Genomic DNA, 26,565 nt, shown 5'->3' on the forward strand with positions numbered 1-26,565 from the left:
ACCATGTCGATCTGGTGTGATGCACACGTACCTAATTGACATTATAATGTCAATATCATCCTATGGTGACAAATGAACGAAACAACGAAGACCCTAAACCGAACCCCGGCGGGTGAAGCCTTGACCGATCTCATTCTCGGCCTGTTCAGGGTCAATAACCTGACTTTGACGTGGGGCGATCGGCTCGTGGCTCCGCTTGGGCTGACCAGCGCCCGTTGGCAGATCCTCGGCGCCATTGTCGCAGCCGAACGCCCTCAGCCGGTCGCGTGGCTCGCACGCGATCTCGGTGCCAACCGCCAGAACGTGCAGCGCATCGTCAACGATTTGGCGAAGGAAGGGCTCGTCAGGTTCGAACCCAATCCGCATCACCGCCGCGCGCACCTTGTCGTGCTAACCGATAAGGGACAGCAGACCTATGACGCCGCGATCAGATTGTACAACCCACGGGTCAACACGCTCGCGGAGGGTCTTCCCATCGAAGACCTCGAAACGGCCGGCCGTGTCATGAAGGCGCTGCGGAAGAAATTCGAAGAAGAAGAAGATGCTGAAGAGTAGAGCTGATCGCTACGGCACGATAGCGGTCTCAATTCACTGGCTGAGCCCCTTCTGATTCTGGCCCTGCTGGGCTCCGGCTTTCAGGCAGCGAAGGCCATGGATGCGGCCACCACTGCGGGTTTCCTCCGTGTCACATTCCGGTAGCGATCATAGTCCTGCTTCTCTCACGGCCTTCCGTATCGTCTGGTGGCGGCGGTTCGATCGGAAGCCGTTTCCTCTGGAGGGATCGCCTCGCTCGCAGGAGCGTGTCGCGTGCTGGGTTCACGTCGCCTTCTACGTTGTCATTCTGCATATGGCTGCCAGCGGCATCGGGATAGCCAACGCGGCAGCTTTACGCCTTGCGTTCCCAGCGCCGGTCTGAAGTCTGCTGCCAGTAGGTGACCGCGTGGCCGGCTTCCTTCATCGTCTTCCAGTGCGTGCGCGCCGCCTCGACCTGGGCCGCATCGTGGCCGTCGAACAGGACCACGGCGCGTTCATAGCCGAGAAGCTCCGGCGGCACCGCGCCGTCGACCAGGAAGCGTATCTGCGCTTCGTTCGGATTGTCCTGGCCGGTTGTCAAAAGGATCGGCTGCTCGGCCAGATGGGATTCGCGGTCGGTCGCATGCGCCAGGAAGGAATCGTCTCTGAAAATCCAAAGATGCTGGTCCAGCGCGTCGCGCCGCTCCTCGGTGCCGGTCTGCACCACGGCGCGCCAACCGCGATCGACGCTGCGCTCGAGCAGGCCGGGCAGTGCATCCTCCAGAGTCGATTCGGTCAGGTGGTAGAACAGGACGTCGGCCATGATTGCGCCTTGAAAGGCCTCACCCCTCGTAGTTGTCGCGCACCAGCCGGTCGAGCAGTCTGACGCCGAAGCCGGAGGCCCATGACTGGTTGATCTCGCTGGACGGCGCGCCCATCGCGGTGCCGGCGATGTCGAGATGCGCCCAGGGCGTATCCTTGACGAAGCGCTGCAGGAACTGCGCCGCGATGATGGCGCCGCCATAGCGGCCGCCGATGTTCTTCATGTCGGCATTTTTCGAATCAATCAACTTGTCGTATTCGGTGCCGAGCGGCATCCGCCACACTCGTTCCTGCGTCGCCTGCCCGGCGCTCGTCAGCCTGTTCGCCAATTCGTCATTGTTGGAGAAAAGGCCGGCATAATGCTGGCCGAGGGCGACCATGGTGGCGCCGGTCAGCGTCGCCAGATTGACCATGAATTTCGGCTGGAAGCGATCGTTGCAGTACCACAGCGCATCGGCCAGAACGAGGCGGCCTTCGGCGTCGGTGTTGAGCACCTCGATGGTCTGGCCCGACATCGAAGTGACGATGTCGCCCGGGCGTTGCGCATGGCCGTCGACGGCATTTTCCACAAGCCCGATGACGCCGACCACATTGGTCTTGGCCTTGCGGGCGGCCAGCGCGTGCACCAGCCCGGTCACGGCCGCCGCGCCGCCCATATCGCCCTTCATGTCCTCCATGCCGGAGGCCGTCTTTATCGAATTGCCGCCGGTGTCGAAAGTGACGCCTTTGCCGACGAAGGCAATCGGGCTGTCCTTAGCCTTGCCGCCGTTCCATCGCATGACGGCCAGACGGGCGCCACGCGGCGAGCCTTGCGCGACGCCGAGCAGCGCGCCCATGCCGAGCTTCTTCATCTCCTTCTCGACCAGGATCTCGACCGTGACGCCGAGCGCTTCCAGTTCGTTGACGCGGGCGGCGAATTCCACCGGCCCCAGCATATTGGCCGGTTCGTTGACCAGATCGCGCGCCAGAAGCACCCCGTCGATCACCGCCGCCTCGTCGGCGAAGGCCTTTTTCGCCGCCGCCGGATCGGTGGTGTGGATGGTCACCTTGACCGGCTTTTTGGGCTCGGCCTTGTTGCCGTCGCGCTGGCCGTCGCCATTGTCCTTTTTCGTCTTGTACTTGTCGAAGGCATAGCTGCGCAGAAGAATGCCGGCGGCAAGCTGTGCCGCTTGCCTGCCGCCAACGTCAGCACCCGGCAGATCGAGCACGACGGCCACCTCTGTCGCCTTGCGCAGGGACGCAGCGATGGTGCCGCCAAGCTTGAGCCAGGCATGATCGTCGAGCCCCGAGACCTTGCCGGCGCCGACCGCCACCAGCCGGTCGAGCAATGTGCCCTCCGGCGCTAGCACTTCGACCAGGCCGGCGAATTTGCCGGAAAAGTCGGCCACCGGAAACGCCCGCTCCAGGGTCTTTGCCGGATCGCAAGCCTTTGCCGCGTCGCCGAGGCCGCCATCGTTGGCCGCCAGCACGAAGACACTGCCCTTCTTGGGCGCTGCGAATTTGGCGAAGGCGATCGAAGGTCTCGAAGTCATCATGTCCTGCTTTCGGGAACGGCGTTGGATTTTGGGAGAGTGCCTTGGCGAAACTAGATATTTGGCTGTTTCCGACCGGAAGCACCACCCCACTTTTCAATCATCGCCCCTTCCTGACGATCTCCTGCGCGATTGCGTTGGCCTGCATTCGTGCGTTTGGCGAAGCAACCGCGAATGCTTGGCCGCATGCCGGTAAACCACAGGCCGGGCAATTTCGGGTTCGTCTCGCCGCCGTCGCAGCTACGGCGGCCAGGACCGTGATCGGCGCGACATTTGGTCGTTTTCCGGCATTTGGCAAGACTTTGCCGGAGTCCGATCCCATATGGCGGATGGAATCGATGGCGATTCGTCGCGGCACGGCCCCGCTTTCCTGCCGCAACGTGTTGTTAACCATTGATGTTCGCCCTTTCTTATCCATTGCCGCCGACACTCCGGCCCACCGGAAATATCGATCTGGGACGGGAACCAGATCGAACCGCCAACGGACCGGTTGTACAGTCGTCGCCGGGCGACTACCTTGTCTGGAGGCATGATGCCGTTCGGCAAAATCGAGAAAAGCCTTCATGAAGGTCGTTGAACGCTACATCATGCGTCGTGCGTTGGCGGTCTTCCTGGCAGCGCTCATCTGGACGCTGGCGATCGTGTGGACGACGCAGGTGCTCGCCCGCATCGACCTCGTCACCGACAGCGGGCAGTCGGCGCTGACCTTCTTCGAGGTCGCTGCGCTGATCATTCCGTCGATCGTCCCGATCGTCGTGCCTTTCGCCTTGGTGGTCGCGGTCGCCCAGACACTGAGCGCGATGAATTCCGATTCTGAGCTTGCCGTCTTGAACGCCGCGGGCGCTTCGCGCTGGACCATCGTCAGGCCGATCATGCTCCTGGCGCTGGCGGCCAGCGTCTTTTCGTTTGCCGTCGACAACGGCGTCGATCCCTATGCACGACAGAAAAACCGCGAACTGGTGGCGTCGTCGCGTGCCGATCTGTTGTCGCTGATCATCCAGGAAGGCACCTTCCGCAAGATCGACGACGGCCTGTTCCTGCAGATTGGCGAGCGGCTTCCGGACAACCGCCTTGGCGGCATCTTCGTCGCCGATTCGCGCGAAGAAGGCGCCAACCTCGTCTACTACGCCAAGACCGGGGCCATCATCGAAAACGGCGACGAGAATGTGCTGATGATGAACGACGGCGTCATCCATCGCGAAACGCTGGCCGGCGATCTTTCGGTCATCCGATTCACCTCCTATGCCTTCGACCTGTCCGCCTTCATGTCGGCCTCATCGGACGTATTGCTTTTGCCGAAGGACCGGACGACCCAGTACCTGCTCAATCCCAGTCCGAACGACAAGATGTTCCAGAAAAGGCCGAACAAGTACCTGGCCGAGCTCCACCAGCGTTTTTCCGAGTGGTCCTATTCACTCGTTTTCGCGCTGATCGCGCTTGCGGTGGCGGGAGACGCGCGCTCCCATCGCGAGGCGCGCATTCATCCGCTGATCACGGCCATCGCGATTGCGCTTTTCGTGCGCTGGCTTGGTTTCTTTGCCGCCGGCAAGGCCGACAACGTTCCGCAATACACCTATATGGTCTACGGCGTTCCTATCGTGGCGTCCGCAGTCGCGACATGGTTCATCGTCTCCAACCGGACCATGGAGCTGCCGGTCGCCTGGGCCGACTGGATGACGAATTTCGCCGGCCGCTTCGGTGACGGCTGGAGCGCCCTGAAGCTCCGCTTCGCCAAGCGCGGCGCTTCTGGCCAAGGGGCCGGCTGATGGGCTGGATACGCTAATGGGCTGGACTCTGGGCAGATACTTCTTCTTCCGCTATGTGACGATCACCATCTGGTTCTTCATCGGCCTCCTGGCGCTTGTGTTCCTGATCGACTTCACCGAGCTTTCCGGCCGCACGACCGGCTTGCCGGGTTTTACCTACGGCACGGCGTTCGCCATTTCAGGGTTGCGGATGCCGATGATCATGCTGCAGACGGTGCCCTTCGTCGGCCTGTTCTCGGCGATGGCAACGCTGGTCTCGCTCAACCGCAGATATGAACTGGTCATCGCGCGTTCGGCCGGTGTGTCCGCATGGCAATTCCTGCTGCCGTGCTGCATCGGGGCGCTGCTGTTCGGGGTGTTGTCGGTCGGTGTCATCAATCCGATCGCCGCGCATGCGTTTTCCTGGTCCGAAAAAATCGAAACCCAGCTCCGCTCCGGCAAGTCGAACACCGTCTCGGCTGACGCCGAGCCCTGGATCCGGCAGAAAACCAGTTCCGGCGACACCATCATCGGCGCGCGCGCCATTCTCAATCAGGGCCTGGAGATGTCCGACGCCGTCTTCTTCGTCCTCAACCCGCAAGGCGACATCGTCGAACGCAAGGACGCGGCACACGCCTTTTTGCGGGATGGCTACTGGGAACTGCAGGACGTCAAGGTTTTCCGGGACGGCAACATCCAATCGTTGGCAAGCGACCGGGTGCCGACAAATCTCAAGCCCGAATTCGTGCAAGAGCGGCTGGCGCGCCCGGAAACCATTCCTTTCTATGATCTGCCCGGCAAGATCGAGGTTGCCCGATCCTTCGGCCTCAAGGCAAATGCCTTTGCCATGCAGTTCGATTCGCTCGTGGCGCTGCCGTTCCTCCTCGTCGCGATGACGCTGATTGCCGCAACGGTGTCGATGCGATTTGCGAGGATGGGACAATCCGCGACGATGATTCTGGGTGGCGTCCTGGCTGGGTTTCTGCTTTATGTCGTGACAGTGCTGGTCAAGGCATTCGGCGTGGCGGGATTCGTACCCACAGTCGTGGCTGCATGGGTTCCGGTTGTCGTGGCTATGTTCTTCGGGGTGACTTTCTTGCTGTACAAGGAAGACGGCTAGTGAGGGGGGCGGTTTTACGCATCCATAGGCAGGCCGGTTTGACGCGCCTCTATGGGGCGAGCGCCTTGGCATGCCTGCTCGCTTGCGTCGTCCCGAATATCCCGGCTTTTGCCCAGGATATCAGCGACATGGCAGCCGACGTTCCCGCCGGCTCGCAAATGCTGCTGGCGGCGGATACGCTGGTCTATGACAACGACAACCAGACAGTGACGGCCGTCGGCGGCGTGCAGATCGATTACGGCGGCAACCGCCTCGTCGCCCAGCGGGTCGAATACAATCGCAACACCAAACGCCTCGTCGCCAGCGGCAATGTCGAGGTCATCAACAGCGACGGCACCAAGATCTATTCGCAGCACGTCGACATCACCGACGATTTCGCCGACGGCTTCGTCAACGCGCTGCGTGTCGAAACCGTCGACAAGGCTTATTTCGCCGCCGAAAGCGCGGAGCGCATGGGCGGCGTGTTGACGACGTTCCACAACGGCGTCTACACGGCGTGCGAGCCGTGCGAGGACAAACCGGACAAAGCGCCTACCTGGCGCATCAAGGCCAGAAAGATCATCTGGAACGGCGAAAAGAAGACGGTTCGCTTCGAGAATTCGAATTTCGAGTTCTTCGGCTTTCCGCTCGCCTATCTGCCGGCCTTCGAGATTGCCGACCCGACCGTCAAGCGCAAGAGCGGCTTCCTGATTCCAGGCATCGCCTACGAGAGCGATCTCGGCATCGGCGTCAAAGTTCCCTATTATTTCGCGCTCTCACCAACTTACGATCTCACCGTCACCGGCAGCGGCTATACCAAGCAGGGTTTCCTCGGCGAAGCCGAGTGGCGCCAGCGCTTCAACAACGGCCAGTACAGCCTGAAGATCGCCGGCATCCGGCAAGAGGATCCCGACGAGTTCATCGACAGCGACGGGCACAATGTCGATTCGGGTGCGCCCGGCGACCCGAACAAGTTTCGCGGCATGATGGGCACCAAGGGCCAGTTCGCTATCAATCCGCGCTGGGACTTCGGCTGGGATGTGCTGTTGCAGACCGACAAGAACTTCTCGCGCACCTACGCCATCGAGGACTTCAACGACAGCGTGCATCGCTCCTCGATCTACCTGACCGGCCTCAACGGCCGCAACTATTTCGACGTGCGCGCCATGCGCTTCGAGGTCCAGGAAGAGACACTCCCTGACGATCCGACCGCAGTCGCCGGCAAGCAGCCCTGGGTGCTGCCCTCGCTCGACTACGCCTACATCCCCGACATGGCGGTGGGCGGCGGGCAACTGTCGTTCAATGTCAACGCGCAGGCTATCAGCCGCGACGGGCTGGATACGGTCCTTGCCGATCCGAATAACGCTGCGTCCGTCAACCGTGTCCGCGGCATCGACGGCCAGTCGGGCCGTCTCACCGCTGAAGCGGAATGGGAGCGCACCTTCACCACCGATGGCGGACTGCTGCTGACGCCGCTGCTGGCGCTGCGCGGCGACGCCGGCTATGTCAATGCCTCTTCGGGATCACTCGATGCCATCAATCAGATGGCGTCTAACCTTGGCGTCGACGACGATATGCGATCGTCGCTCGCCCGGTTCATGGCGACCGCCGGGCTGGAAATGCGTTGGCCGGTGCTGTTCTCGTCGACCAGTTCCAGCCACGTCTTCGAGCCGATGGCGCAGGTGTTCGTGCGTCCGAACGAGCAATATGTCGGCGGCCTCGCTGTTCCCAATGAGGACGCGCAGAGCTTCGTCTTTGACGCCACGACATTGTTCGAGCGCGACAAGTTCTCCGGTTACGACCGCTTGGAAGGCGGCACGCGCGCCAATGTCGGGCTGCGCTATTCCGGCGCCTATGACAATGGCTGGAGCACCAACGCGCTGTTCGGCCAATCCTACCAGCTTGACGGCCAAAACTCCTTCGCCGCGCCGGACCTGGTCAACGTCGGCGAAGATTCGGGCCTTGAGACCGCGACCTCCGATTATGTCGGCCTTGTCGGCTTCAACAGCCCCAGCGGGCTTTCCGGCTCGGTCAGCGGCCGCTTCGACGAGCAGAGCTTCGAGATTCGCCGCGCCGAGGTGAAGGCAGCCTATTCCGGTCTGCCGATTTCGTTCAGCGCCAAATACGCCTTCATCCAGGCGCAGCCACTCTATGGCTTCACGACCGACCGCCACGAGGTCACGCTCGGCGCCTCGACGCAACTTGCCGAGAACTGGCGTGTCTTCGGTACCGGCACCTACGATCTGGAGCAAAGTGTCCTGGTCAAGGACGGGGTCGGCTTTGCCTATAGCGATTCATGTTTCACCTACTTGATGACATTCTCGGAATCCCGCGACCTGAGCACCAAGGAAGTGTCGCAGAACATCGGTTTCAACCTGTCGTTCCGCACGCTCGGCGATTTCGGCTCGACACAAAGTTCCTTCAACACTGTGCAGTAGCAGGCGCCTGGCCATAGCAGGCGACTGGCCAACAACGGACGGGCGAAACGGGCGGCCGGCCAACGCATCGGCCCGAAAATCGGAATTGATTTTCGGAAAGCACGATGCGTAGATTCAAAGTGTTAGAGCGTATCTTGTGCGTCCAAGTGGACGCACATCGCTTCTGACGACATCGTTTCGCCGCATAGGGCAGGCACGGATTCCAGCTCCCTCAAAATGGGATAGAATTGGGCCGGAACCGAGATAGAATTGGGATGCTTTCGATGAGGAAATACCTCTTTTCGGCAGGGTTCGCGCTGCTGGTGGCGGCGACCTCGGCCTCGATCACCATGATGACGCCGCCGGCTTTCGCCAGCCAGATCAAATACGTCGTCAACAACGTACCGATCACCACCGGCGACATCCAGCATCGGGCAGCCTTCCTGCGCCTGCAGCGCAAGAAAGGCGACGCCGCCGAGGAGATGATCGAGCAGACGCTGCGCGTCGCCGAAGCCAAGCGTCTCGGCATCCGCATCAGCGACGCCCAGGTCGACGCCGCCTATCAGCGCTTTGCGACGACCAACAAGATGCAGCTCAAGCAACTCGATGGCGTCATGGCGCAGTCCGGCGTCGGGAAGGAGCATTTCAAGGAGTTCATCCGCTCCCAGATGGCCTGGAACCAGGCGTTGACCGCGCGCCATCGCTCCGACAGCGGCGGCGCCATGAGCGAGCAGGACGTGGTCCGGCGTATGCTCGACAATGGTGGCACCAAGCCGACCGCCATGGAGTACATGCTGCAGCAGGTCATCTTCGTCGTGCCGGCGGCCGAGCGCAGCGCGACGCTGGCCAAGCGCAAACGCGAGGCCGACGCCATGCGCGCCCGCTTCAACGGCTGCAACACCTCGCGCGAATTTGCCAAGGGCCTGATCGACGTCACAGTTCGCGATCTCGGCCGGATACTGGCGCCGCAATTGCCGCCGGACTGGGCCGACCAGATCAAGGCCACCAAGGTCGGCGGCGCCACCGCCACGCGCGAAACAGACCGCGGCGTCGAGTTCATCGGCATCTGCTCGTCGCGCGAAGTGTCCGACGACAAGGCCGCCCAGATGGTGTTCCAGAGCGAAGGCTCGAGCGGCAAGGATGCCGACGAGCTCACCAAGAAGTATGTCGAGGAGTTGCGGAAGAAAGCCCGCATCGTCGAGCGCTGAAGTCGCCAGAGGCAGAGCTTCCGCTGGCGCTAAGCGCCGGCGATCCATCGGGCGTCGGGCCGGAAATCGCCATTGCCACCTGGCAGGCGCGCGACAGCGCCGGTGTGCCGCCCTTCTATCTTATCGCCGATCCGGCGTTGATCGCCGCACGGGCGCGCCTGCTCGGCGCCGATGTGCCAATCACAGAGACAATGCCAGCCGAAGCGGCGCGCGTCTTTACACGCGCGCTGCCCATCATGCCGCTGGTCGCCCGCTTCGTCGACAGCCCCGGCCGGCCGGACCCAGCTAACGCCGCCGGCATCATCGAGGCGATCGACCGCGCTGTTGACGACTGCCTTGGCGGCCGCGCAGCAGCAGTCGTCACGTGCCCGATCGCCAAGAAGCCGCTCTACGATGCCGGCTTCCGTTTCCCTGGCCACACCGAATATCTGGCGCATCTGGCGACGCTCCACACCAGCGCAGAAGTGATGCCGGTGATGATGCTTGCCGGTCCCGAGTTGCGCACGGTTCCGGTCACCATCCACATTGCGCTGCGCGAGGTGCCGAAAGCGCTGACGACGGAGTTGATCGTCGCGACCGCCCGAATCACCGCCGCCGACCTCGAACACCGCTTCGGCATCGCCAAGCCGCGGCTTGCCATTGCCGGCCTCAATCCGCATGCCGGCGAAGGCGGCGCGATGGGCGCCGAGGACGAGCGCATCATCCGCCCGGCGGTCGACAGGCTGAGGGCGGAGGGCATCGACGCCTTCGGGCCGCTGCCGGCCGACACGCTGTTCCATGCCCGCGCCCGAGCCGGCTACGATGTGGCGCTGTGCATGTATCACGACCAGGCGCTGATCCCGGCCAAGGCGCTGGCCTTCGACGAGGCGGTCAACGTCACGCTCGGCCTACCCTTCATCCGCACTTCACCGGATCACGGCACCGCCTTCGATATCGCCGGCAAGGGCATAGCCCGGGCCGACAGCCTGATCGCTGCGCTAAGGCTCGCCCGCAGGCTTGCCGACACCGGGACGAGGGCTGCCGCCGCATGAGCATCGACGGGCTGCCGCCGTTGCGCGCGGTGATCGAACGCCATGGGCTGCAGGCGAAAAAGGCGCTCGGCCAGAATTTTCTGCTCGACCTCAACCTGACCGGCAAGATCGCGCGCGCCGCCGGCGATCTGACGGACGCCACGGTGATCGAGGTCGGTCCGGGTCCCGGCGGCCTGACCCGGGCGCTGCTTTCCCACGGCGCTGGCCGGGTCATCGCCATCGAGCGCGACGAGCGCTGCCTGGCAGCGCTCGCGGAGGTGTCGGACCACTATCCGGGCCGGCTCGAGACCATTGCCGGCGATGCGCTAAAGACGGATTTTGCAGCGCTTGCCAAAGGGGCGCATGGGGGCAATGGATCTGTGAGGATCGTCGCCAACCTGCCCTACAATATCGGCACCGAACTTTTGATACGCTGGCTGACCGTCGCCGAGTGGCCGCCCTTCTACACATCGATGACGCTGATGTTCCAGCGCGAGGTGGCCGAGCGCATCGTCGCCCGCCCCGGCAGCGATGCCTATGGCCGGCTTGGCGTGCTGGCAGGCTGGCGGACGGAGGCAAAAATCGCTTTCGACGTGCCGCCGCAAGCGTTCACGCCGCCGCCCAAGGTGGTGTCGTCGGTGGTGCATCTGGTGCCGCGGGCAAGTCCCCTGCCCACCGAGGTCAAGAAACTCAGCCGCGTCACCGAAGCGGCCTTCGGCCAGCGCCGTAAAATGCTGCGGCAGAGCGTCAAGAGCCTCGGCGGCGAAGCCCTGCTCAGCCGCGCCGGCATCGACCCGACGCGGCGGGCGGAAACCTTGAGCGTCGAGGAATTCGTGCGACTGACCAACGCGGTGTGATTGCGCCGGCCCCTAGTCCGTCTTCTCGTCGAGCAACCCCGAGACGAAATCGAACAGGCCGGGCCGGCGATCGCGTCTGAGCCGCTCGGCGGTGACGATGCCGCGCACTTCGGCGAAGGCACGGTCGAGATCGTCGTTGATGATGACGAAATCATATTCCTTCCAGTGCTCGATCTCGTTGCGGGCGTTCTTCAGACGCGTCTCGATCACCGATTCCTGGTCCTCGGCGCGGCGCTTCAGCCGCGCCTTCAATTCTTTCATCGAGGGCGGCAGGATGAAAATCGAGACGATGTCGGCGCGCATTTTCTCCTTGAGCTGCTGGGCGCCCTGCCAGTCGATGTCGAACAGCATGTCGCGGCCCTGTGCCAGCGCCAGTTCGGCCGGTTCACGCGGCGTCGCATAGCAATTGCCATGCACTTCGGCCCATTCGAGCAGTTCGTCGGAATCGCGCAGCCGCTCGAACTCACGCATGGTGCGGAAATGATAGTGGACGCCTTCGATCTCGCTGCCGCGGCGCGGCCGCGTGGTGACGGAGACCGACAGTTCGAGACTGGAATCGCTCTCCAGAAGATTGCGCGCGATCGTCGACTTGCCGGCGCCGGACGGCGACGACAGCACGAGCATCAAACCCCGGCGGCGAATGCGGGAACCCAAATCCCTGGCAACCATAGGCTCCTTGGCGACCATCAGGGTTACTCCAGATTCTGGACCTGTTCGCGAAACTGGTCGACGACCGCCTTCAGTTCCAGCCCTATGGCGGTGACCGCAGCGGCATTCGACTTCGAACACAGCGTATTCGATTCGCGGTTGAATTCCTGCGCCAGAAAATCGAGCTTGCGGCCGATGGCGCCGCCGCCTGCCAGCAGCACCCGGCCGGACGCCACATGCGTCTTCAGCCGATCGATCTCCTCGCGGATGTCGGCCTTGGTGGCCAGGAACGCCGCTTCCATATGCAACCGGCTGGCGTCGAGATTGGCGGAGGCATCCATCAGCAGCCGAACCTGCTCGGCAATCCGTTCGCGGATCACCGCCGGCTCGCGCGACGGATCGGCCTCGGCGCGCAGCGTCAGCGCCTCGATAGCGTCGATATGGCCGGACAGTAGCGAGCGCAGGGCGGCGCCCTCGCCCTGGCGTGCCTGCTCCAGCCCGCCCAGCGCCACTTCGAGCGCCGAGAGAATCGCGCTGTCGAGCGCCGCCCGCGCCTCTTCGGTTTCGGTGGTTTCGGGGATGTCGAGCACGCCGCGTAGCGAAAGCAGCCCGTCGGCTGTCGCAGGCGTTGCGCCGAACTGCTCCTGCAGCCGCTTGGCCAGCCCGGCCAGATCCCTCAGGAAGGCCTCGTTGACCACGGGCTGCGCCTGCTGGCCGGCGGCGCGGCCGACGGTCAGCGTTGACTGGAAATTGCCGCGCGCAAAGCGCTTTTGCACCGTCTGCCTGACGGCCGGCTCCAGCCGCTCGAGGCCCTGCGGCAGCCGCAGCCTGACCTCGACGCTCTTGCCGTTGACCGACTTGACCTCCCAGGCGATCGACGTGCCGTCATGTTCGGCGACGGCCCGCGCAAAACCTGTCATGCTCTGCAAATTCATGATGCCCTTGCTTCCCCCTGGCGCATGATCCCGGAAGCGGTTCCGGGCCAGATCATGCGCGGCTTCAAAATGCCGGAGTGCCTCTTCGCGCCGGATCGGACGCAGACGCTCCTGATCACAAAATCAGCACGTCTGCTGCCGTCAACGAATCGGAGGGACGATCCCAGAACCGTCCGGCGCTACTGCGCCGCCGCTCCCGCATCGCCATCGCCGCCGTCAACCGGCGCATCGGTCTGACCTTCCACCTTGGCGGCGTCGGCCTTGGCAGCACCGGCCTTGGCGGATTCGTCGGCCAGCTTCTTCTGCAGCGCCCGGTAACGGGCGACGTTCTCATTGTGCTCGGCGAGCGTCGCGGCAAAGACGTGACCGCCGGTGCCGTCGGCGACGAAATAGAGGTCGTCGGTCTTCGACGGGTTAGCTACCGCCTCCAGCGCCGCACGGCCGGGATTGGCGATCGGCGTCGGCGGCAGGCCATTAATCAGATAGGTGTTGTAGGGCGTCGGCTTCTTGATGTCCGACTGGTAGATCGGGCGGTCGGCGGGTTTGCCCTTGCCGCCGAACAGACCGTAGATAATGGTCGGATCGGACTGCAGCCGCATGCCCTTGGCCAGCCGGTTGAGGAAGACGGCGGCGACCCGTGAGCGTTCGTCGCCCTTGCCCGTCTCCTTCTCGACTATCGAAGCCAGGATGACGAAGTCGTCGACATTGGCCAGAGGCAGATCGGGGGCGCGCCGCTGCCAGACATCCTCGACCAGCTTCTTCTGATCCGCCAAAAGCTTCTCGACCATCTGCTGGCGTGTCGCGCCGCGGGTGAAACGCAGCGTGTCGGTGGCAAGGCTGCCCTCGGGTGGAATGGTCGCCGGCATATCGCCGTCGAGCGCTGCCTGCTCGGCGATGCGCTGCAGCGCCTGCTCGACCGTCAGTCCCTCGGGGACGGTCAGCGAATACATCACCGACTTGCCGCTCTTCAGCAACTCCATGATGTCGCGCATGGAGGCCTGCGGCTTGATCTCGTATTCGCCGGCCTTCAGTTCCGAATCATTGCCAAAGGCACGCACGCCAAGGCGGAAGATGCGCGCGTCGCTGATCAGTCCGCGCCGCTCGAGCTGCTCTGCAATTTCCTGGACGCCGGTGTTCGGCTTGACCAGGAAGGTGTCGGCATTGGCCGACGGGCCGGGCTCGTTGAATTCCTGCTTGCCGAAATACAATGCAAAACCGGCCGTGAGAACCAACAGCATCACCAAGGAGATGACGAAGTTCATAAACACGACGAACTGGCTGCGCGAGGCGCGCGAGCGCTTGGGCGGCGGCGTGCCGGCTTCAGGCCGCAATGCTTCGCTGGCCGTCTTCGGCATGATCGGACCCGACGGTGCGGACCGTTGCCCGAGTTCCCCATTGTCCGCCGAATTTGTGCTCATGGCGCCCTACCGTTTGATCGTGCAACGAATCCCCTTGGGCACAGTAGGGGCGAATATGGCAAAATTGACGGCACGCATAGACCGTGCCGGTCGGCGGACCGGTCAGCCATTGTAGCGCTGGAAGACCAGCGAGGCGTTGGTGCCGCCGAAGCCGAAGGAATTGGACAGCGCCACGTCGACCTGGCGGGCGCGCGGCTTGTGCGGCACCAGGTCGATCGCCGTTTCGCGCTCCGGGTGGTCGAGATTGATGGTGGCCGGCGCGATGTTGTCGCGAATGGCGAGGATCGAAAAGATCGCCTCGGCGGCGCCCGCCGCACCCAGGAGATGGCCTATCGACGACTTGGTCGACGACATCGATATTTTCGACGCGGCATTGCCTACCAGCCGCTCGACGGCGCCGAGCTCGATCGTGTCGGCCATGGTCGAGGTGCCGTGCGCGTTGATGTAGTCGACGTCTGCGGGCGTCAGCTTGGCCCGGTTCAGCGCCGCAACCATGCAGCGGAAGGCGCCGTCGCCATCTTCGGCCGGCGCGGTGATGTGATAGGCATCGCCGGTCAGGCCGTAACCGGTGACCTCGGCATAGATCTTGGCGCCGCGTGCCTTGGCGTGTTCCAGTTCCTCCAAAATGACGACGCCGGCGCCCTCGCCCATGACGAAGCCGTCGCGGTCGCGGTCATAGGGACGCGAGGCCGTTTCCGGAGCGTCGTTGCGGTCGGTGGACAGCGCACGGCAGGCTGCGAAACCGGCGATCGACAGCCGCGTCACCGGCGCCTCGGTGCCGCCCGCGACCATCACGTCGGCATCGCCCCACATGATCAGCCGAGCGGCGTCGCCGATGGCATGCGCGCCGGTGGAGCAAGCGGTGACGACGGCGTGGTTGGGGCCTTTCAGCCCATGCCGGATCGAAACCTGGCCGGAGACGAGATTGATGATCTGGCCGGGGATGAAGAACGGGCTGATGCGGCGCGGTCCGCGCTCCTTCAGGATCAACGCGTTCTCGGCGATGCCTTCGATGCCGCCGATGCCGGAGCCGATCAGCACGCCGGTGGCGCACTGTTCCTCATGCGTCTTCGGTGCCCACCCCGAATCCTTCAGCGCCTCGTCGGCGGCCGCGAGCCCGTAGAGAATGAAGTCGCCGATCTTGCGCAGTTCCTTCGGCTCGAGAACGGCCTCGGGATTGAAGGTAGCGTCCTCACCATTACCGCGCGGAATGACGTGGGCGACCTTACAGGCAAGATCCTCCACCTCGAACTCGGTGATGCGCTTGGCTGCGCTGCGGCCGGTAAGAAGCTCCTTCCAGCCATGCTCGAAGCCTACGCCGAAGGGCGAAAGCAGCCCAAGGCCCGTGACGACGACACGCCTCATCGCAGGTCCTCCTCGGTGATGACTGCAAATAGCGTCAGGCAGAAGCCTTATCGATGTACTTCACCGCATCGCCAACAGTCAGGATGGTTTCGGCCGCATCGTCCGGGATCTCGACGCCGAATTCTTCTTCGAACGCCATGACGAGTTCGACCGTGTCGAGACTGTCCGCGCCCAGATCATCGATGAAGCTCGCCTGCTCCGTCACCTTGTCGGCATCGACGCCAAGGTGCTCGATAACGATCTTCTTGACGCGCTCTGCGGTGTCACTCATTTGGGCATCCTCGTCTTTTGTTTGTCTGTCTTCGTTAGCGGGCAGAATGCCGCTAATCAAGCTGAAAGATGGTCCGGCCGGAAACGCAACAGCACCGGGTCGGTTTTTGCCCGAACCGCCGGGTTGCGGGCCGCATTACACGAAAATCGGCCTGGGTCCAAGGCGAAAAGGGGTGTTTTCCCGCAACTGTCAAATCATCGCCATGCCGCCATTCATGTGAATGGTCTGGCCGGTGACATAGGCAGCTTCGTTGGAAGCGAGGTAGGCGACGGCGGAAGCGACTTCGGCGCTGGTGCCCATGCGCCGTGTCGGGATCGCTGCCATGATCGCCTCTTTCTGCTTGTCGTTGAGCTTGTCGGTCATCGCCGATTCGATGAAGCCCGGAGCGACGCAGTTGACGGTGATGTTGCGGGTGGCGATCTCCTGCGCCAGCGACTTGGAAAAGCCGATCATGCCGGCCTTGGAGGCGCAGTAATTGGTCTGGCCGGGATTGCCGGTGACGCCAACCACAGAGGTGATGTTGATGATGCGGCCATGCCGGCGCCGCATCATCGGATGGGTCAGTTCGCGGGTCAGCCGGAACACGGCGGTCAGATTGACTTCGAGCACCGTATCCCAGTCGGCGTCCGCCATGCGTACGAACAGACCGTCCTTGGTGATGCCGGCATTGTTGACGAGAATGTCGACACCTTCGAGATCGGCCTCGACCTTCTGGCCGAGCGCCTTGACCTCGTCGCGATTGGCAAGGTTCGCCGGGAACAGCTTGACCCGCTCGCCGAGCTCGGCCGCCAGCGTCTCCAGCTTTTCGACGCGGGTGCCGTGCAGGCCGACAACGGCGCCTTGCGCATGCAGCACCCTGGCGATAGCCTCGCCGATGCCTCCCGATGCGCCTGTGACGAGCGCCTTGCGGCCGGTCAATTCGAACATGTCTTGTCTCCTGATCTAAGAGAACACCCTACACGGGTGGGGTCAAATCTCGGCGGTTATGCGAGCGCCGCCAGCGCCGCCTCGACATCCGCCGCCGTGCCGACAGCGCCGGTGGCGATATCGCGGTTGATGCGCCGCGCCAGTCCCGACAGCACCTTGCCGGCGCCCACCTCGTAAAGTGTCGCAATGCCATTTGCGCCGAACCACTCCACCGTTTCGCGCCAGCGCACGCGGCCGGTCACCTGTTCGACCAGGCGGCGGGCGATTGCGTCCGGATCGCTGGACGGGGTGACCGACACGTTAGAGACTACGGGCACCAACGGCGCGTTCTTCGTAACCTCGGCCAGCGCATTGCGCATGACCTCGGCCGCCGGTGCCATAAGCGCCGAATGGAAAGGTGCCGAGACCTGCAGCATCAGCGCCCGCTTGGCGCCTTTATCCGTGCACAGCCTCGCCGCCAGTTCGACCGCCGCCCTGGCGCCGGAGATCACCAGTTGGCCACCGCCATTGTCGTTGGCGATCTGGCAAACTGAATCTTTGGCTGAACCTTTGGCCGCTTCAGCGCAGGCGTCTTCGACATCGGCCTGTTCCAGCCCGATGATCGCCGCCATGGCGCCCTCGCCGGCCGGCACTGCCGCCTGCATGGCATTGCCGCGGATACGCAAGAGCCGGGCGGCATCGGCGACCGAAACGAAACCGGCGGCGGCAAGCGCCGAATATTCGCCGAGCGAATGGCCGGCGACATAGGCGACCTTGTCCTTCAGCGAGAAGCCGCGCGATTCCAGCGCCCGGATCGCGGCAAGTGACACAGCCATCAGCGCCGGCTGGGCATTGGCGGTCAGCGTCAGCGTCTCTTCCGGCCCTTCCCAGATCAGCTTCGACAGGTTTTCGCCGAGCGCGTCGTCGACCTCTTCGAAGATCTTCCGCGATTCCGGAAAGGCGTCGGCGAGGTCCTTGCCCATGCCGACAGCTTGGCTGCCCTGTCCCGGAAAGGTGAATGCAACGGCCATGTGTGGCTCCCAAGCGGCTGATTTTTCCTGGCTGTGACGCAAGGCGGGCGGGCAAGTCAAGTCCGCTATCGGCCCGACCCGGGCCACTCCGGCTCGGTATTGCTGGCCGAGTACCTGTTCCAAAAGGCTTTTTATCGATCACTCATGATGAAAATCGCTCACGATTCGTTTGCTGGCTCTTCTTATTTCAGCCACAGGCGCTAGCTTTTCGTGACATATCGATGACAGCTCAATGACGCTTTTGTGTATGGTCGGGGGAATTGTAAGGTGGCAAGGACTAGGAAGGGCGCTGGCAAAGCCGCGCCACAGTTTCTGGAAGGCGATCCGGCCACCGGCTATCTGCCGGGCCGGAAATGGCCGTTTATCCGTTATGGCCTCGTCAGCCTTCTCGCCGCCACCATCCTGGTTTTTGCGATCGAACTGATCGTGCGCGGCGACTTTGCCGGTACCGTCGCATTCTTCCTGCAGCCCTTCAAGCCGGGCTGGACCACCATCATCATCTTCGCGCTGATTCTGATCGGCCTCGACGCAGTGCTCGGCCGCAGCCACCAGAGCCTGATTATCGTCGCGCCGCTGACCCTGGCGCTGGCCTTCGTCGGCCATCAGAAATCGCTTTATCTCGGCGATCCGCTCTATCCGACCGATTTCCTCTATTCACGCCAGATCGTAGCGCTGATGCCGCTTCTGGTGCGCGAACGTCCGGGAACCGCCATCGCTCTGGCGGTCGGCATCGTTGGCAGCCTCTCGCTGCTCGTTTATGGCTGGCGGCTGTGGCGCCGCCGGGTACCGGCGCTCGGTCGCAAGGGGCGGCTGGCCAGGCTGACGCTGACCGTGCCGCTGCTCGCCTTCTTCGTGTCGATCATGGATTACGCGACGTTCTCGTGGACCCGCGACCGGCTGCAAATCATCCCGATCATGTGGGACCAGAAGGAAAATTACGCCTCCAACGGCTTCGCACTGGCCTTCGCGCTCAACGTGCCGATGGCCCATGTCCCCGCGCCTGCCGGCTACTCCGACAAAGCGATCGCGGCGATCGAAAGGCCTGATGTGAAGGCATCGGTACCGACCGAGAAGCCAGATATCATCATCGTCATGAGCGAATCCTTCTGGGATCCGACCGAACTGCCCGGCGTCACCATCACGCCCGATCCGATTCCCAACGTGCGGGCGCTGCGCTCTGGCCACGTATTCTCGCCCGAATTCGGCGGCATGACCGCCAATGTCGAGTTCGAGGCGCTGACCGGCCTTTCCAACGCCTTCCTGCCGGCCGGCAGCATCCCCTACCAGCAATATGTCCGCGCGCCGGTGCCGTCGATGGCGACGTTCCTGAAGAGCCAGGGCTATGAGACGCGCGCCATCCATCCGGGCACAAGCTGGTTCTGGAACCGAACGCCGGTCTATGCGGAGTTCGGCTTCGATGACTTCAAGTCCGAAGAAAACATGCCATATCTCGAAAAGCGCGGGCCGCTAGCGTCGGACGCGGCAATGACCGACGAGATCATCCGCGAAGCCGACGCCACGGACGATCCGTTCTTCTACTTCGCCGTCAGCCTGCAAAACCACGGACCCTACGAACCGAATCGCTATTACAATCCGACCCATAAGGTGCAGGCTCCGACCAGCCAGTGGGCAAAGGATTCGCTGCTGAGCTTCACGGAAGGCGCATCCGACGCCGACAAGAGCCTCGAGCGCCTCATCGAATGGGCGAAGAACCGGCGGCGACCGACGGTCATCGCCTTCTTCGGCGACCATCTGCCGCCGCTCGGTCCTGTCTATGTCGAGACCGGCTTCCTCAAGGATAACGTCGCGCCACGCAAGGAGCCGCCCGACCAGATGCTGCTGCATCACCGAACACCGCTGATCGTATGGTCCAACCGCACCGGTCCGGTCGCGGACATGGGCACTGTCAGTCCAGTCTTTCTGCCCTACCATGTCCTGACCACGGCCGGGATCAGCCACCCCTATTACACCGGCTTCCTCGGCCAGATGCGCGAGCGCTACAGCGTCGTCGACCGCAATTTGTTGATGACGCCGGCGGGCGAGGCCACGCCGGACTGGGCGCGCAAGAAGAAAATCGACCCGGCCATTCGCGATTTCCGTTTGCTGCAATACGACATGATGTTCGGCAAGCGCCGCGCAGCGCCCGATTTCTTCCCGGAAACGGTGAAGAAGCTCGTTCCGCATACAAGCTGAAGATGCCGCGACATGTCGCCCTCGCGGCGGCGGATTTTCGGCTCGCCCTTGTCTTGCGGCCAAATTCCTGTATAGACGCCCGCAATCTGCCGGTCCTTGCTGGGGGCTGAACGGAGGGCCGGAGGTTTTTTCGAAACCTTCGTGTGGAGCCAGAAGCGCTTCCGCCTCCCGTGTCTCCGCTCTCGACCGTCTCGTCATGCTCCTTTCTTCCCCGCCCCCTAGGGATCGGCGGGTCAGAGAAGTTGCAGAGGCTTTTGCCGCCGGGAACCGGGAGAGAAACGAAGAAAGGCAATAGAACAATATGGCTCTTTACGAACATGTGTTTCTTGCCCGGCAGGACCTCTCGCAGCAGCAGGTCGATGCGCTTGTCGAACAGTACAAGGGCGTCATCTCCGCGAATGGCGGGTCCGTCGGCCGGGTCGAGAACTGGGGACTGAAGTCCCTCACCTACCGGGTCAACAAGAACCGGAAGGCATACTACACGCTGATGGACATCACCTGCCCGCCGGCCGCACTCAACGAGATGGAGCGTCAGATGGGCCTGTCCGAGGATGTGCTGCGCTTCCTCACCATCAAGGTCGATGCGCATGAGGAAGGCCCGTCGGCGATGATGCAGAAGCGCGAGGAGCGCTCGGAACGCGGCGGCTTCGGCGACCGTGACCGCGGCCCGCGCTCGTTCGGCGACCGCGATCGCGGCGACCGTGGCGATCGCCCGCCGCGCAGCTTCGGTGGCGACGCCGGTGCAGAACGTGGTCCGCGCCGTCCGCGCGAAGGTGTTGAAGGGGGTGCAGAATAATGGTCGACATCAACCAGATCCCGACCCGGCGCCCGTTCCACCGCCGCCGCAAGACCTGCCCGTTCTCCGGCGCCAACGCGCCCAAGATCGACTACAAGGACGTACGTCTGCTGCAGCGCTACATTTCCGAGCGCGGCAAGATCGTGCCGTCGCGCATCACCGCCGTCAGCCAGAAGAAGCAGCGCGAGCTCGCCAAGGCGATCAAACGCGCCCGCTTCCTCGGCCTGCTGCCCTACGTGGTTCGCTAGCACTCTTTCAGCGGGCGGTTCGCCGCCCGCTTTTCCCACGGCGACGGGCGCCGCGGGGTTGCCATCAAATCCCGGGTTGAGGTGAAGACCTCTAACTGCCGCGACAGGCAGGACAGCGACACAGGCGGCGACGCCCTCAGCTTCCTGACCTGTTCCAAACAATTCGGCGTCGATGCCAGCGATTTGGCGCCTAAACGAAGGAACAAAACCATGGACGTCATTCTTCTCGAGCGCGTTTCCCGCCTCGGTCAGATGGGCGATACCGTCAAGGTCAAGGATGGCTTCGCCCGCAACTTCCTGCTGCCGCAAGGCAAGGCGCTGCGCGCCAACGAAGCCAACAAGAAGAAATTCGAAGGCCAGCGCGCCCAGCTCGAAGCCCGCAACCTCGAGCGCAAGTCCGAAGCCATGCAGATTTCGGAAAAGCTCGACGGCAAGAGCTTCATCGCGGTGCGTTCGGCCGGCGAAACCGGCCAGCTTTACGGCTCGGTGTCGACCCGCGACATCGCCGAGTTGCTGACGGCGGAAGGTTTCTCGGTCAACCGCAACCAGATCCTGCTCAACCAGCCGATCAAGACCATCGGCCTTACCAATGTGGCGATCGCGCTGCATCCGGAAGTCGAGGTCACCATCACGCTGAACATCGCCCGCACGGCCGACGAAGCCGAGCGCCAAGCCAAGGGCGAGACGCTGACCACCGCCGAAGCCATCTATGGCGAAGACATCAACGACAATGCCCGCCCGGACAACTTCTTCGACCCCAATGCCGAGTTCGAAGGCGGCGAAGACAACGGCTGATTGCACGTCACAAGCGTCAGAGCGGCGCTTTAAAACGTTTCGTCGGCTTCCAGTCATTTCTGGACCAATGCCCGGGCCCCTCGCCTGGGCATTTTTGTGCCAAAAGGAACTTTTCGAACCCCTATATGTTGAGGCAGACTACAGCGCCGCGCGTCCTTTGGACGCGGAAAGGATGCTGTAGAACTTTGGTTTGGCGCATGATCCTTTCCGAAAATCGATTTCGATTTTCGGGGTCATGCGCCAAGACAGCGTGTCTGACCGAGAGGGGACATTGGTCATGAATATTCTGCTGAAACGCATTTTCGACCGCCTGGTGCGCACCGGCAACCTCAAAGTCACCGGACCGAAAGGCCTCTCGGTGATCTTCGGCGACGGCAGCGGCGATCTGGTGCACATGCACATCAAGACCGCGCATGCCGAGCGCGCCATCACCTTCGATCCGATGCTGGCGGTGCCGGAAGCCTATATGGACGGTGAACTCGACATACTCGAGGGCGGCGTGCTGGGGGTGATGCGCATCGCCTTCCAGAACATGGGTAGCGGCGGCATCGACGCCACCTGGTCGAAGGCGATCGAGGGCCTGCGCCACGCCTTCCGCCGCCTGCAGCAGATCAATACGGCGGCGCGCGCGCGCCGTAACGTGCAGCGCCACTATGATTTGTCGGGCGACCTCTACCGGCTCTTCCTCGACGAGGACATGCAGTATTCCTGCGCCTATTTCGAGCAACCGGACATGACGCTCGATGAGGCCCAGGCCGCCAAGAAGCGCCACATCGCCGCCAAGCTCAGGCTGAAGGCCGGCCAGACGGTGCTCGACATCGGCTCCGGCTGGGGCGGGCTCGGCCTCTATCTCGCCAAGTCCTTCGACGTCGACGTGCAAGGTGTGACGTTGTCGACCGAACAGCATGGCGTCGCCACCGACCGCGCCCATGCGCAGGGCATGGAAAACCGCGTGCATTTCGAAGTGAGGGATTACCGCGAGCTCAACGAGCGCTTCGACGGCATCGTCTCGGTCGGCATGTTCGAGCATGTCGGCGTCAACCACTACCGCACCTTCTTCGACAAATCGGCGACGCTTTTGAAGCCGGACGGCGTCATGCTGCTGCACACGATCGGCCGCTCCGGCGCGCCGTGGGCAACCAGCGCCTTCATCCGCAAATACATCTTTCCCGGCGGCTACATACCCTCGCTCTCTGAAGTAATGCCTGCGATCGAAAAGTCGGGCCTCATCGTCACCGACATCGAAATCCTGCGGCTACATTATGCCGAGACGCTGAGGCATTGGAGCGAGCGCTTCGCCGCCAATCGCGACAGGGCCAAGGCGATCTATGACGAGCGTTTCTGCCGCATGTGGGAGTTCTATCTAGCAGCCTCGGAAGCAGCCTTCCGCTGGCAGGATCTGGTGATCTTCCAGATCCAGATCGCTAAGAAGAACGACACGCTGCCGATGTCTCGCGACTATATGGCCAAATGCGAGAAGGCGCTGGAGATGCGCGACATGGGGCATCGCCCAAAAGCCCCTGCCGCCAAGCCCGCGCGACGCCGCAAGGTGGCAGACACGGAATAGACTGTCGGCGATCACGCCATTGCCGCTTGCCATTGCCGGCCCGCACGCTGAAAAAGGTCTCGTCGCCGCCGCGAGACCTTTTTTCATGACCTATCTCATCTACATCGTTGCTGCCCTTGCCGAGATCGCCGGCTGCTTTTCGATCTGGGCGTGGTGGCGGCTGGAAAAGTCACCGTTGTGGCTGGCGCCGGGCCTGGTCTCGCTCGCTTTGTTCGGCTTCCTGCTGGCGCTGGTAGACATCAGCGCGGCGGGCCGCGCCTATGCTGCCTATGGCGGCATTTACATCGCCGCCTCGCTCGGATGGCTGTGGCTGGTGGAAGGCGTACGCCCCGACCGTTGGGACCTCGCCGGTTCCGCGCTCTGCATCGTTGGCGCCTCGGTCATCCTGCTCGTACCTCGGGGTGCCTGAGCTATGGAACTGCCTATCCCGCTTCGACAGGGCGTCGAGCGCCTCCTCGAAAAAGTGCCGCTGCCGACGCTGAAGCAAGCGGCAAAAACGCTGTCGGACCGCTACCGCGCCGAACTGCGCGACGGGCGCCTGCACATGGCCGAGGAGTTGGCGGTTAGGGCCTATCTGGCGACGCGGCTGCCGGCGACCTATGCCGCCGTCCGTGCCAGCCTCGATGCGGTCAGCGAGGCAAGGCCCGATTATGCGCCCAAAACCCTGCTCGATGTCGGCGCCGGCCCTGGTACCGTGCTTTGGGCTGCGCTCGATCTCTGGCCCGACCTCGAGCAGGCGGTGCTGATCGAGGCGAGCGCCGCGGTGCGCCGGGCCGGCGAGGCGCTTGCCACTGAGGCGATGACGGCCAGGATCGCCTGGCTGGCCGGCGATGTCACCATCGACCTTGCCGATCTCAAGCCGGCCGAGGTGGTCACCTGCGCCTATGTGCTGGACGAGATCGGACCGGCGTCGCTGCCAAAACTCATCGACCGGCTCTGGCACCTGACCGACGACACGCTGCTGGTCATCGAGCCGGGCACGCCGGCCGGATGGCAGCGCATTCTTGCCGTGCGCCGGCAGCTGATCGAAGCGGGCGCGCATGTGCTTGCGCCTTGCCCGCATGAGGCGTCCTGCCCGCTCGTGCCGCCCGACTGGTGCCATTTTTCGCAGCGCGTCGCGCGTTCGCGCCTACACCGGCTGGCCAAAGACGCCGACGTGCCATGGGAGGACGAGAAATTCATCTACGTCGCCGCCTCCCGCCAAGTTGTTGCCCCACCGCAGGCACGTGTGATCGCAGCGCCGAAATCGGGCTCCGGCAAGGTCCTGCTGAAACTTTGCGAAAAGGACGGCCGTGCCGACGAGAAACTGTTCACCAAGCGCGACGGCGATGTGTTCAAGGCCGCGCGGCGGCTCGACTGGGGCGACGCACTGCCGGAGTGATTGGCAGCTATTTTCCTGTTTTGTTCTCGCCCGAGAACGGCTACGCTCGCCATCCTGATTCGAGTCAATCAAGATTCTTTCCACCGAAAAATCTTGGCTGTGAATCGCGGGCACCAAAGCTGATTGGATGGGCACTGATGCAGATAAGTCATCACCGATTTATCCCGTTCTGATATCGAGAGACCGGGATCGAAATCGGGGACATCATGGCAGAGGCAGCACGAAAATTCGGCGTGGCGGAAACACCGCTCTATCGCGAGGCACCGAACAACATCGAAGCCGAGCAGGCCCTGCTCGGCGCCATCCTCGTCAACAACGACGCCTTCTACCGCGTCTCGGATTTCCTGAAATCCGGCCATTTTTACGAGCCGCTGCACAGAAAAATCTTCGAAGTAGCCGCCGAGCTCATCCGTATGGGCAAGATAGCGACGCCGATCACGCTGAAGACCTTCCTGCCTGCCGACGAGAAGGTCGGCGACATGACGGTCGCGCAATATGTCGTGCGGCTGGCCGTTGAGGCGGTCACCGTCGTCAACGCCGCCGACTACGGCCGCGCCATCTATGATCTGGCCACACGACGCGCGCTGATCACCGTCGGCGAAGACATGGTCAATATCGCCTATGATGCGCCGGTCGACATGTCGCCGTCCGAGCAGATCGAGGATGCTGAGCGGCGCCTGTTCGAACTGGCCGAAACCGGCCGCTATGATGGGGGTTTCGAGAGCTTCACCGACGCGGTTAAAACCGCCGTCGACATGGCCAACGCCGCCTATATGCGCGACGGGCACCTGTCGGGCGTCGCCACGGGCCTGCGCGATCTCGACCGCCGCATGGGCGGCCTGCAGCCGTCCGATCTGATCATCATCGCCGGCCGCCCCGGCATGGGCAAGACCTCGCTTGCCACCAACATGGCCTTCAACATCGCCGAAGCCTATGTGCCGGCGCAACAGGCCGACGGCTCGTTCAAGGCGGCCAATGGCGGCGTCGTCGGCTTCTTCTCGCTCGAAATGTCATCGGAACAGCTCGCCACCCGCATCATTTCCGAACAGACCGAAATCCCGTCGTCGAAAATCCGCCGCGGCGAGATCAGCGAGATGGACTTCGAAAAGCTGGTCGCCTGTTCGCAGACCATGCAGAAGATCCCACTGTTCATCGACCAGACCGGCGGCATTTCTATTGCTCAGTTGTCTGCCCGCGCGCGTCGTTTAAAGCGCCAGCGCGGCCTCGACGTCATCGTCATCGACTATATCCAGCTGATGCAAGGGTCGAGCGCCAAATCCTCGCAGAACCGCGTGCAGGAGATCACCGAAATCACCACCGGCCTGAAGGCGCTGGCCAAGGAGCTTGCCGTGCCGATCATCGCGCTGTCGCAGCTGTCGCGCCAGGTCGAAAGCCGTGACGACAAACGCCCGCAGCTTTCCGATCTGCGTGAATCGGGCTCGATCGAGCAGGACGCCGACGTAGTGATGTTCGTCTACCGCGAGGAATACTACCTGAAGAACCGCGAGCCGAAGCCGGGCACCGACGAATACATCAAATGGGAACACGAGATGAACGAGATGCGCGGCAAGGCCGAGGTCATCGTCGCCAAGCAGCGCCATGGACCGACCGGCTCGGTCAGCCTCGCCTTCCAGGGCGAGTTCACCCGCTTCTCCGACCTCGCCGAAGAGCATCATATTGCGGAGAGGTTTGAGTAGCCTCTTGTCCGCCGTCGCACCCAAGATGCGGGATAGCAGCGCTCTACGGCGCCCCCCTCTGTCCGGCAGGACAGAGGGGAGCGCGAAGGATCACGACGCTTGCCAGAGAGC

Annotated in this window: 25 protein-coding genes; 16 read left to right on the forward strand and 9 right to left on the reverse strand. The window is 63.1% G+C overall.

Going from position 1 to position 26,565, the window contains the following annotated elements; translation table 11 throughout:
• Positions 1–72: 72 nt before the first annotated feature.
• The gene (locus AC0L3N_RS04405; protein ID WP_473545914.1) at positions 73–555 is read left to right on the forward strand and encodes a MarR family winged helix-turn-helix transcriptional regulator; all 483 of its coding nucleotides are present in this window, start codon (positions 73–75) and stop codon (positions 553–555) included.
• Positions 556–886: 331 nt separating this feature from the next.
• On the opposite strand, the gene AC0L3N_RS04410 is transcribed toward AC0L3N_RS04405, so the two are convergent.
• A complete protein-coding gene (locus AC0L3N_RS04410) occupies positions 887–1,336 on the reverse strand; it encodes a DNA polymerase III subunit chi (RefSeq protein WP_473545916.1) in 450 nt (149 codons plus the stop codon).
• Between the two features lie 19 nt (positions 1,337–1,355).
• The gene (locus AC0L3N_RS04415) at positions 1,356–2,867 is read right to left on the reverse strand and encodes a leucyl aminopeptidase (protein ID WP_473545918.1); all 1,512 of its coding nucleotides are present in this window, start codon (positions 2,865–2,867) and stop codon (positions 1,356–1,358) included.
• A gap of 44 nt (positions 2,868–2,911) precedes the next feature.
• Here AC0L3N_RS04415 and AC0L3N_RS04420 point away from each other — a divergent pair, with 44 nt between their 5' ends.
• From AC0L3N_RS04420 to rsmA, 7 genes are all read left to right on the forward strand, one after another.
• Complete coding sequence (locus AC0L3N_RS04420; protein WP_473545920.1) at positions 2,912–3,400, forward strand: hypothetical protein; 489 nt, start codon at positions 2,912–2,914, stop codon at positions 3,398–3,400.
• A 30-nt stretch (positions 3,401–3,430) separates the two neighbouring features.
• Positions 3,431–4,633, forward strand: coding sequence for an LPS export ABC transporter permease LptF (gene lptF, locus AC0L3N_RS04425; RefSeq protein ID WP_473545922.1), 1,203 nt, complete (start codon positions 3,431–3,433; stop codon positions 4,631–4,633).
• A 16-nt stretch (positions 4,634–4,649) separates the two neighbouring features.
• Positions 4,650–5,732: an LPS export ABC transporter permease LptG gene (lptG, locus tag AC0L3N_RS04430; RefSeq protein WP_473545923.1), complete on the forward strand. Its 1,083-nt coding sequence runs from the start codon at positions 4,650–4,652 to the stop codon at positions 5,730–5,732.
• A gap of 128 nt (positions 5,733–5,860) precedes the next feature.
• The gene (locus tag AC0L3N_RS04435; protein WP_473545925.1) at positions 5,861–8,149 is read left to right on the forward strand and encodes an LPS-assembly protein LptD; all 2,289 of its coding nucleotides are present in this window, start codon (positions 5,861–5,863) and stop codon (positions 8,147–8,149) included.
• A 254-nt stretch (positions 8,150–8,403) separates the two neighbouring features.
• Positions 8,404–9,336 carry a peptidylprolyl isomerase gene (locus tag AC0L3N_RS04440; RefSeq protein WP_473528030.1) on the forward strand — a complete coding sequence of 311 codons (933 nt, stop codon included), beginning with the start codon at positions 8,404–8,406 and terminating at the stop codon, positions 9,334–9,336.
• A complete protein-coding gene (pdxA, locus tag AC0L3N_RS04445) occupies positions 9,333–10,367 on the forward strand; it encodes a 4-hydroxythreonine-4-phosphate dehydrogenase PdxA (protein ID WP_473546339.1) in 1,035 nt (344 codons plus the stop codon). The genes AC0L3N_RS04440 and pdxA overlap by 4 nt, the downstream gene beginning before the upstream one ends.
• Positions 10,364–11,203 carry a 16S rRNA (adenine(1518)-N(6)/adenine(1519)-N(6))-dimethyltransferase RsmA gene (gene rsmA / locus AC0L3N_RS04450; RefSeq protein WP_473545927.1) on the forward strand — a complete coding sequence of 280 codons (840 nt, stop codon included), beginning with the start codon at positions 10,364–10,366 and terminating at the stop codon, positions 11,201–11,203. The genes pdxA and rsmA overlap by 4 nt, the downstream gene beginning before the upstream one ends.
• Positions 11,204–11,215: 12 nt before the next feature.
• Here rsmA and gmk read toward each other — a convergent pair whose 3' ends face one another.
• The 7 genes from gmk to fabD all read right to left on the reverse strand — a co-directional run bounded on the left by gmk (position 11,216) and on the right by fabD (position 17,777).
• Complete coding sequence (gene gmk, locus AC0L3N_RS04455; protein ID WP_167378860.1) at positions 11,216–11,890, reverse strand: guanylate kinase; 675 nt, start codon at positions 11,888–11,890, stop codon at positions 11,216–11,218.
• Positions 11,891–11,895: 5 nt separating this feature from the next.
• Positions 11,896–12,786 (reverse strand): YicC/YloC family endoribonuclease, encoded by an 891-nt coding sequence (locus AC0L3N_RS04460; RefSeq protein ID WP_123149761.1) that lies wholly within the window; start codon positions 12,784–12,786, stop codon positions 11,896–11,898.
• 179 nt (positions 12,787–12,965) lie between these two features.
• A complete protein-coding gene (gene mltG, locus AC0L3N_RS04465) occupies positions 12,966–14,204 on the reverse strand; it encodes an endolytic transglycosylase MltG (protein ID WP_473545929.1) in 1,239 nt (412 codons plus the stop codon).
• 102 nt (positions 14,205–14,306) lie between these two features.
• On the reverse strand, positions 14,307–15,569 hold the full coding sequence (gene fabF / locus AC0L3N_RS04470) for a beta-ketoacyl-ACP synthase II (protein ID WP_473545931.1): 1,263 nt from the start codon (positions 15,567–15,569) through the stop codon (positions 14,307–14,309).
• A 34-nt stretch (positions 15,570–15,603) separates the two neighbouring features.
• Entirely contained in the window at positions 15,604–15,840 is a 237-nt protein-coding gene (locus AC0L3N_RS04475; RefSeq protein WP_006203723.1) for an acyl carrier protein, read from the reverse strand.
• Between the two features lie 189 nt (positions 15,841–16,029).
• Positions 16,030–16,767 carry a 3-oxoacyl-[acyl-carrier-protein] reductase gene (gene fabG / locus AC0L3N_RS04480; RefSeq protein ID WP_473545933.1) on the reverse strand — a complete coding sequence of 246 codons (738 nt, stop codon included), beginning with the start codon at positions 16,765–16,767 and terminating at the stop codon, positions 16,030–16,032.
• 56 nt (positions 16,768–16,823) lie between these two features.
• Complete coding sequence (fabD, locus tag AC0L3N_RS04485; protein ID WP_123149766.1) at positions 16,824–17,777, reverse strand: ACP S-malonyltransferase; 954 nt, start codon at positions 17,775–17,777, stop codon at positions 16,824–16,826.
• Positions 17,778–18,044: 267 nt separating this feature from the next.
• On the opposite strand from fabD, the gene AC0L3N_RS04490 reads away from it, so the two are divergent.
• The 8 genes from AC0L3N_RS04490 (at position 18,045) to AC0L3N_RS04525 (ending at position 26,454) form a co-directional block, all read left to right on the forward strand.
• Positions 18,045–19,970, forward strand: coding sequence for an LTA synthase family protein (locus AC0L3N_RS04490; protein WP_473545935.1), 1,926 nt, complete (start codon positions 18,045–18,047; stop codon positions 19,968–19,970).
• A gap of 301 nt (positions 19,971–20,271) precedes the next feature.
• Positions 20,272–20,766, forward strand: a complete 495-nt coding sequence (rpsF, locus tag AC0L3N_RS04495) for a 30S ribosomal protein S6 (RefSeq protein ID WP_292204681.1) — start codon at positions 20,272–20,274, stop codon at positions 20,764–20,766.
• Positions 20,766–21,014, forward strand: coding sequence for a 30S ribosomal protein S18 (gene rpsR / locus AC0L3N_RS04500; RefSeq protein WP_006203718.1), 249 nt, complete (start codon positions 20,766–20,768; stop codon positions 21,012–21,014). Before rpsF ends, rpsR begins: the two co-directional genes overlap by 1 nt.
• A 210-nt stretch (positions 21,015–21,224) precedes the next feature.
• Complete coding sequence (rplI, locus tag AC0L3N_RS04505; protein ID WP_095496637.1) at positions 21,225–21,809, forward strand: 50S ribosomal protein L9; 585 nt, start codon at positions 21,225–21,227, stop codon at positions 21,807–21,809.
• A 277-nt stretch (positions 21,810–22,086) separates the two neighbouring features.
• Positions 22,087–23,376, forward strand: coding sequence for a class I SAM-dependent methyltransferase (locus AC0L3N_RS04510; RefSeq protein ID WP_473545937.1), 1,290 nt, complete (start codon positions 22,087–22,089; stop codon positions 23,374–23,376).
• 85 nt (positions 23,377–23,461) lie between these two features.
• The gene (locus AC0L3N_RS04515) at positions 23,462–23,785 is read left to right on the forward strand and encodes a YnfA family protein (protein ID WP_473545939.1); all 324 of its coding nucleotides are present in this window, start codon (positions 23,462–23,464) and stop codon (positions 23,783–23,785) included.
• Between the two features lie 3 nt (positions 23,786–23,788).
• Complete coding sequence (locus AC0L3N_RS04520; RefSeq protein ID WP_473545941.1) at positions 23,789–24,757, forward strand: small ribosomal subunit Rsm22 family protein; 969 nt, start codon at positions 23,789–23,791, stop codon at positions 24,755–24,757.
• A gap of 206 nt (positions 24,758–24,963) precedes the next feature.
• Positions 24,964–26,454: a replicative DNA helicase gene (locus tag AC0L3N_RS04525; RefSeq protein ID WP_123149771.1), complete on the forward strand. Its 1,491-nt coding sequence runs from the start codon at positions 24,964–24,966 to the stop codon at positions 26,452–26,454.
• Positions 26,455–26,565 lie beyond the last annotated feature (111 nt).

The sequence above is a fragment of the Mesorhizobium sp. WSM4807 genome (genome assembly GCF_055811615.1).

Coding starts and splice junctions, on each gene's coding strand:
- fabD (WP_123149766.1), bottom strand. CDS start 17,777: ATGGCCGTTGCATTCACCTTTCCGGGACAGGGCAGCCAAGCTGTCGGC.
- AC0L3N_RS04460 (WP_123149761.1), bottom strand. CDS start 12,786: ATGAATTTGCAGAGCATGACAGGTTTTGCGCGGGCCGTCGCCGAACAT.
- rplI (WP_095496637.1), top strand. CDS start 21,225: ATGGACGTCATTCTTCTCGAGCGCGTTTCCCGCCTCGGTCAGATGGGC.
- AC0L3N_RS04520 (WP_473545941.1), top strand. CDS start 23,789: ATGGAACTGCCTATCCCGCTTCGACAGGGCGTCGAGCGCCTCCTCGAA.
- rpsF (WP_292204681.1), top strand. CDS start 20,272: ATGGCTCTTTACGAACATGTGTTTCTTGCCCGGCAGGACCTCTCGCAG.
- AC0L3N_RS04510 (WP_473545937.1), top strand. CDS start 22,087: ATGAATATTCTGCTGAAACGCATTTTCGACCGCCTGGTGCGCACCGGC.
- lptF (WP_473545922.1), top strand. CDS start 3,431: ATGAAGGTCGTTGAACGCTACATCATGCGTCGTGCGTTGGCGGTCTTC.
- mltG (WP_473545929.1), bottom strand. CDS start 14,204: ATGAGCACAAATTCGGCGGACAATGGGGAACTCGGGCAACGGTCCGCA.
- AC0L3N_RS04475 (WP_006203723.1), bottom strand. CDS start 15,840: ATGAGTGACACCGCAGAGCGCGTCAAGAAGATCGTTATCGAGCACCTT.
- AC0L3N_RS04515 (WP_473545939.1), top strand. CDS start 23,462: ATGACCTATCTCATCTACATCGTTGCTGCCCTTGCCGAGATCGCCGGC.
- AC0L3N_RS04440 (WP_473528030.1), top strand. CDS start 8,404: ATGCTTTCGATGAGGAAATACCTCTTTTCGGCAGGGTTCGCGCTGCTG.
- gmk (WP_167378860.1), bottom strand. CDS start 11,890: ATGGTCGCCAAGGAGCCTATGGTTGCCAGGGATTTGGGTTCCCGCATT.
- AC0L3N_RS04435 (WP_473545925.1), top strand. CDS start 5,861: ATGGCAGCCGACGTTCCCGCCGGCTCGCAAATGCTGCTGGCGGCGGAT.
- AC0L3N_RS04410 (WP_473545916.1), bottom strand. CDS start 1,336: ATGGCCGACGTCCTGTTCTACCACCTGACCGAATCGACTCTGGAGGAT.
- AC0L3N_RS04405 (WP_473545914.1), top strand. CDS start 73: ATGAACGAAACAACGAAGACCCTAAACCGAACCCCGGCGGGTGAAGCC.
- rpsR (WP_006203718.1), top strand. CDS start 20,766: ATGGTCGACATCAACCAGATCCCGACCCGGCGCCCGTTCCACCGCCGC.
- rsmA (WP_473545927.1), top strand. CDS start 10,364: ATGAGCATCGACGGGCTGCCGCCGTTGCGCGCGGTGATCGAACGCCAT.
- fabG (WP_473545933.1), bottom strand. CDS start 16,767: ATGTTCGAATTGACCGGCCGCAAGGCGCTCGTCACAGGCGCATCGGGA.
- AC0L3N_RS04415 (WP_473545918.1), bottom strand. CDS start 2,867: ATGACTTCGAGACCTTCGATCGCCTTCGCCAAATTCGCAGCGCCCAAG.
- lptG (WP_473545923.1), top strand. CDS start 4,650: ATGGGCTGGACTCTGGGCAGATACTTCTTCTTCCGCTATGTGACGATC.
- fabF (WP_473545931.1), bottom strand. CDS start 15,569: ATGAGGCGTGTCGTCGTCACGGGCCTTGGGCTGCTTTCGCCCTTCGGC.
- AC0L3N_RS04525 (WP_123149771.1), top strand. CDS start 24,964: ATGGCAGAGGCAGCACGAAAATTCGGCGTGGCGGAAACACCGCTCTAT.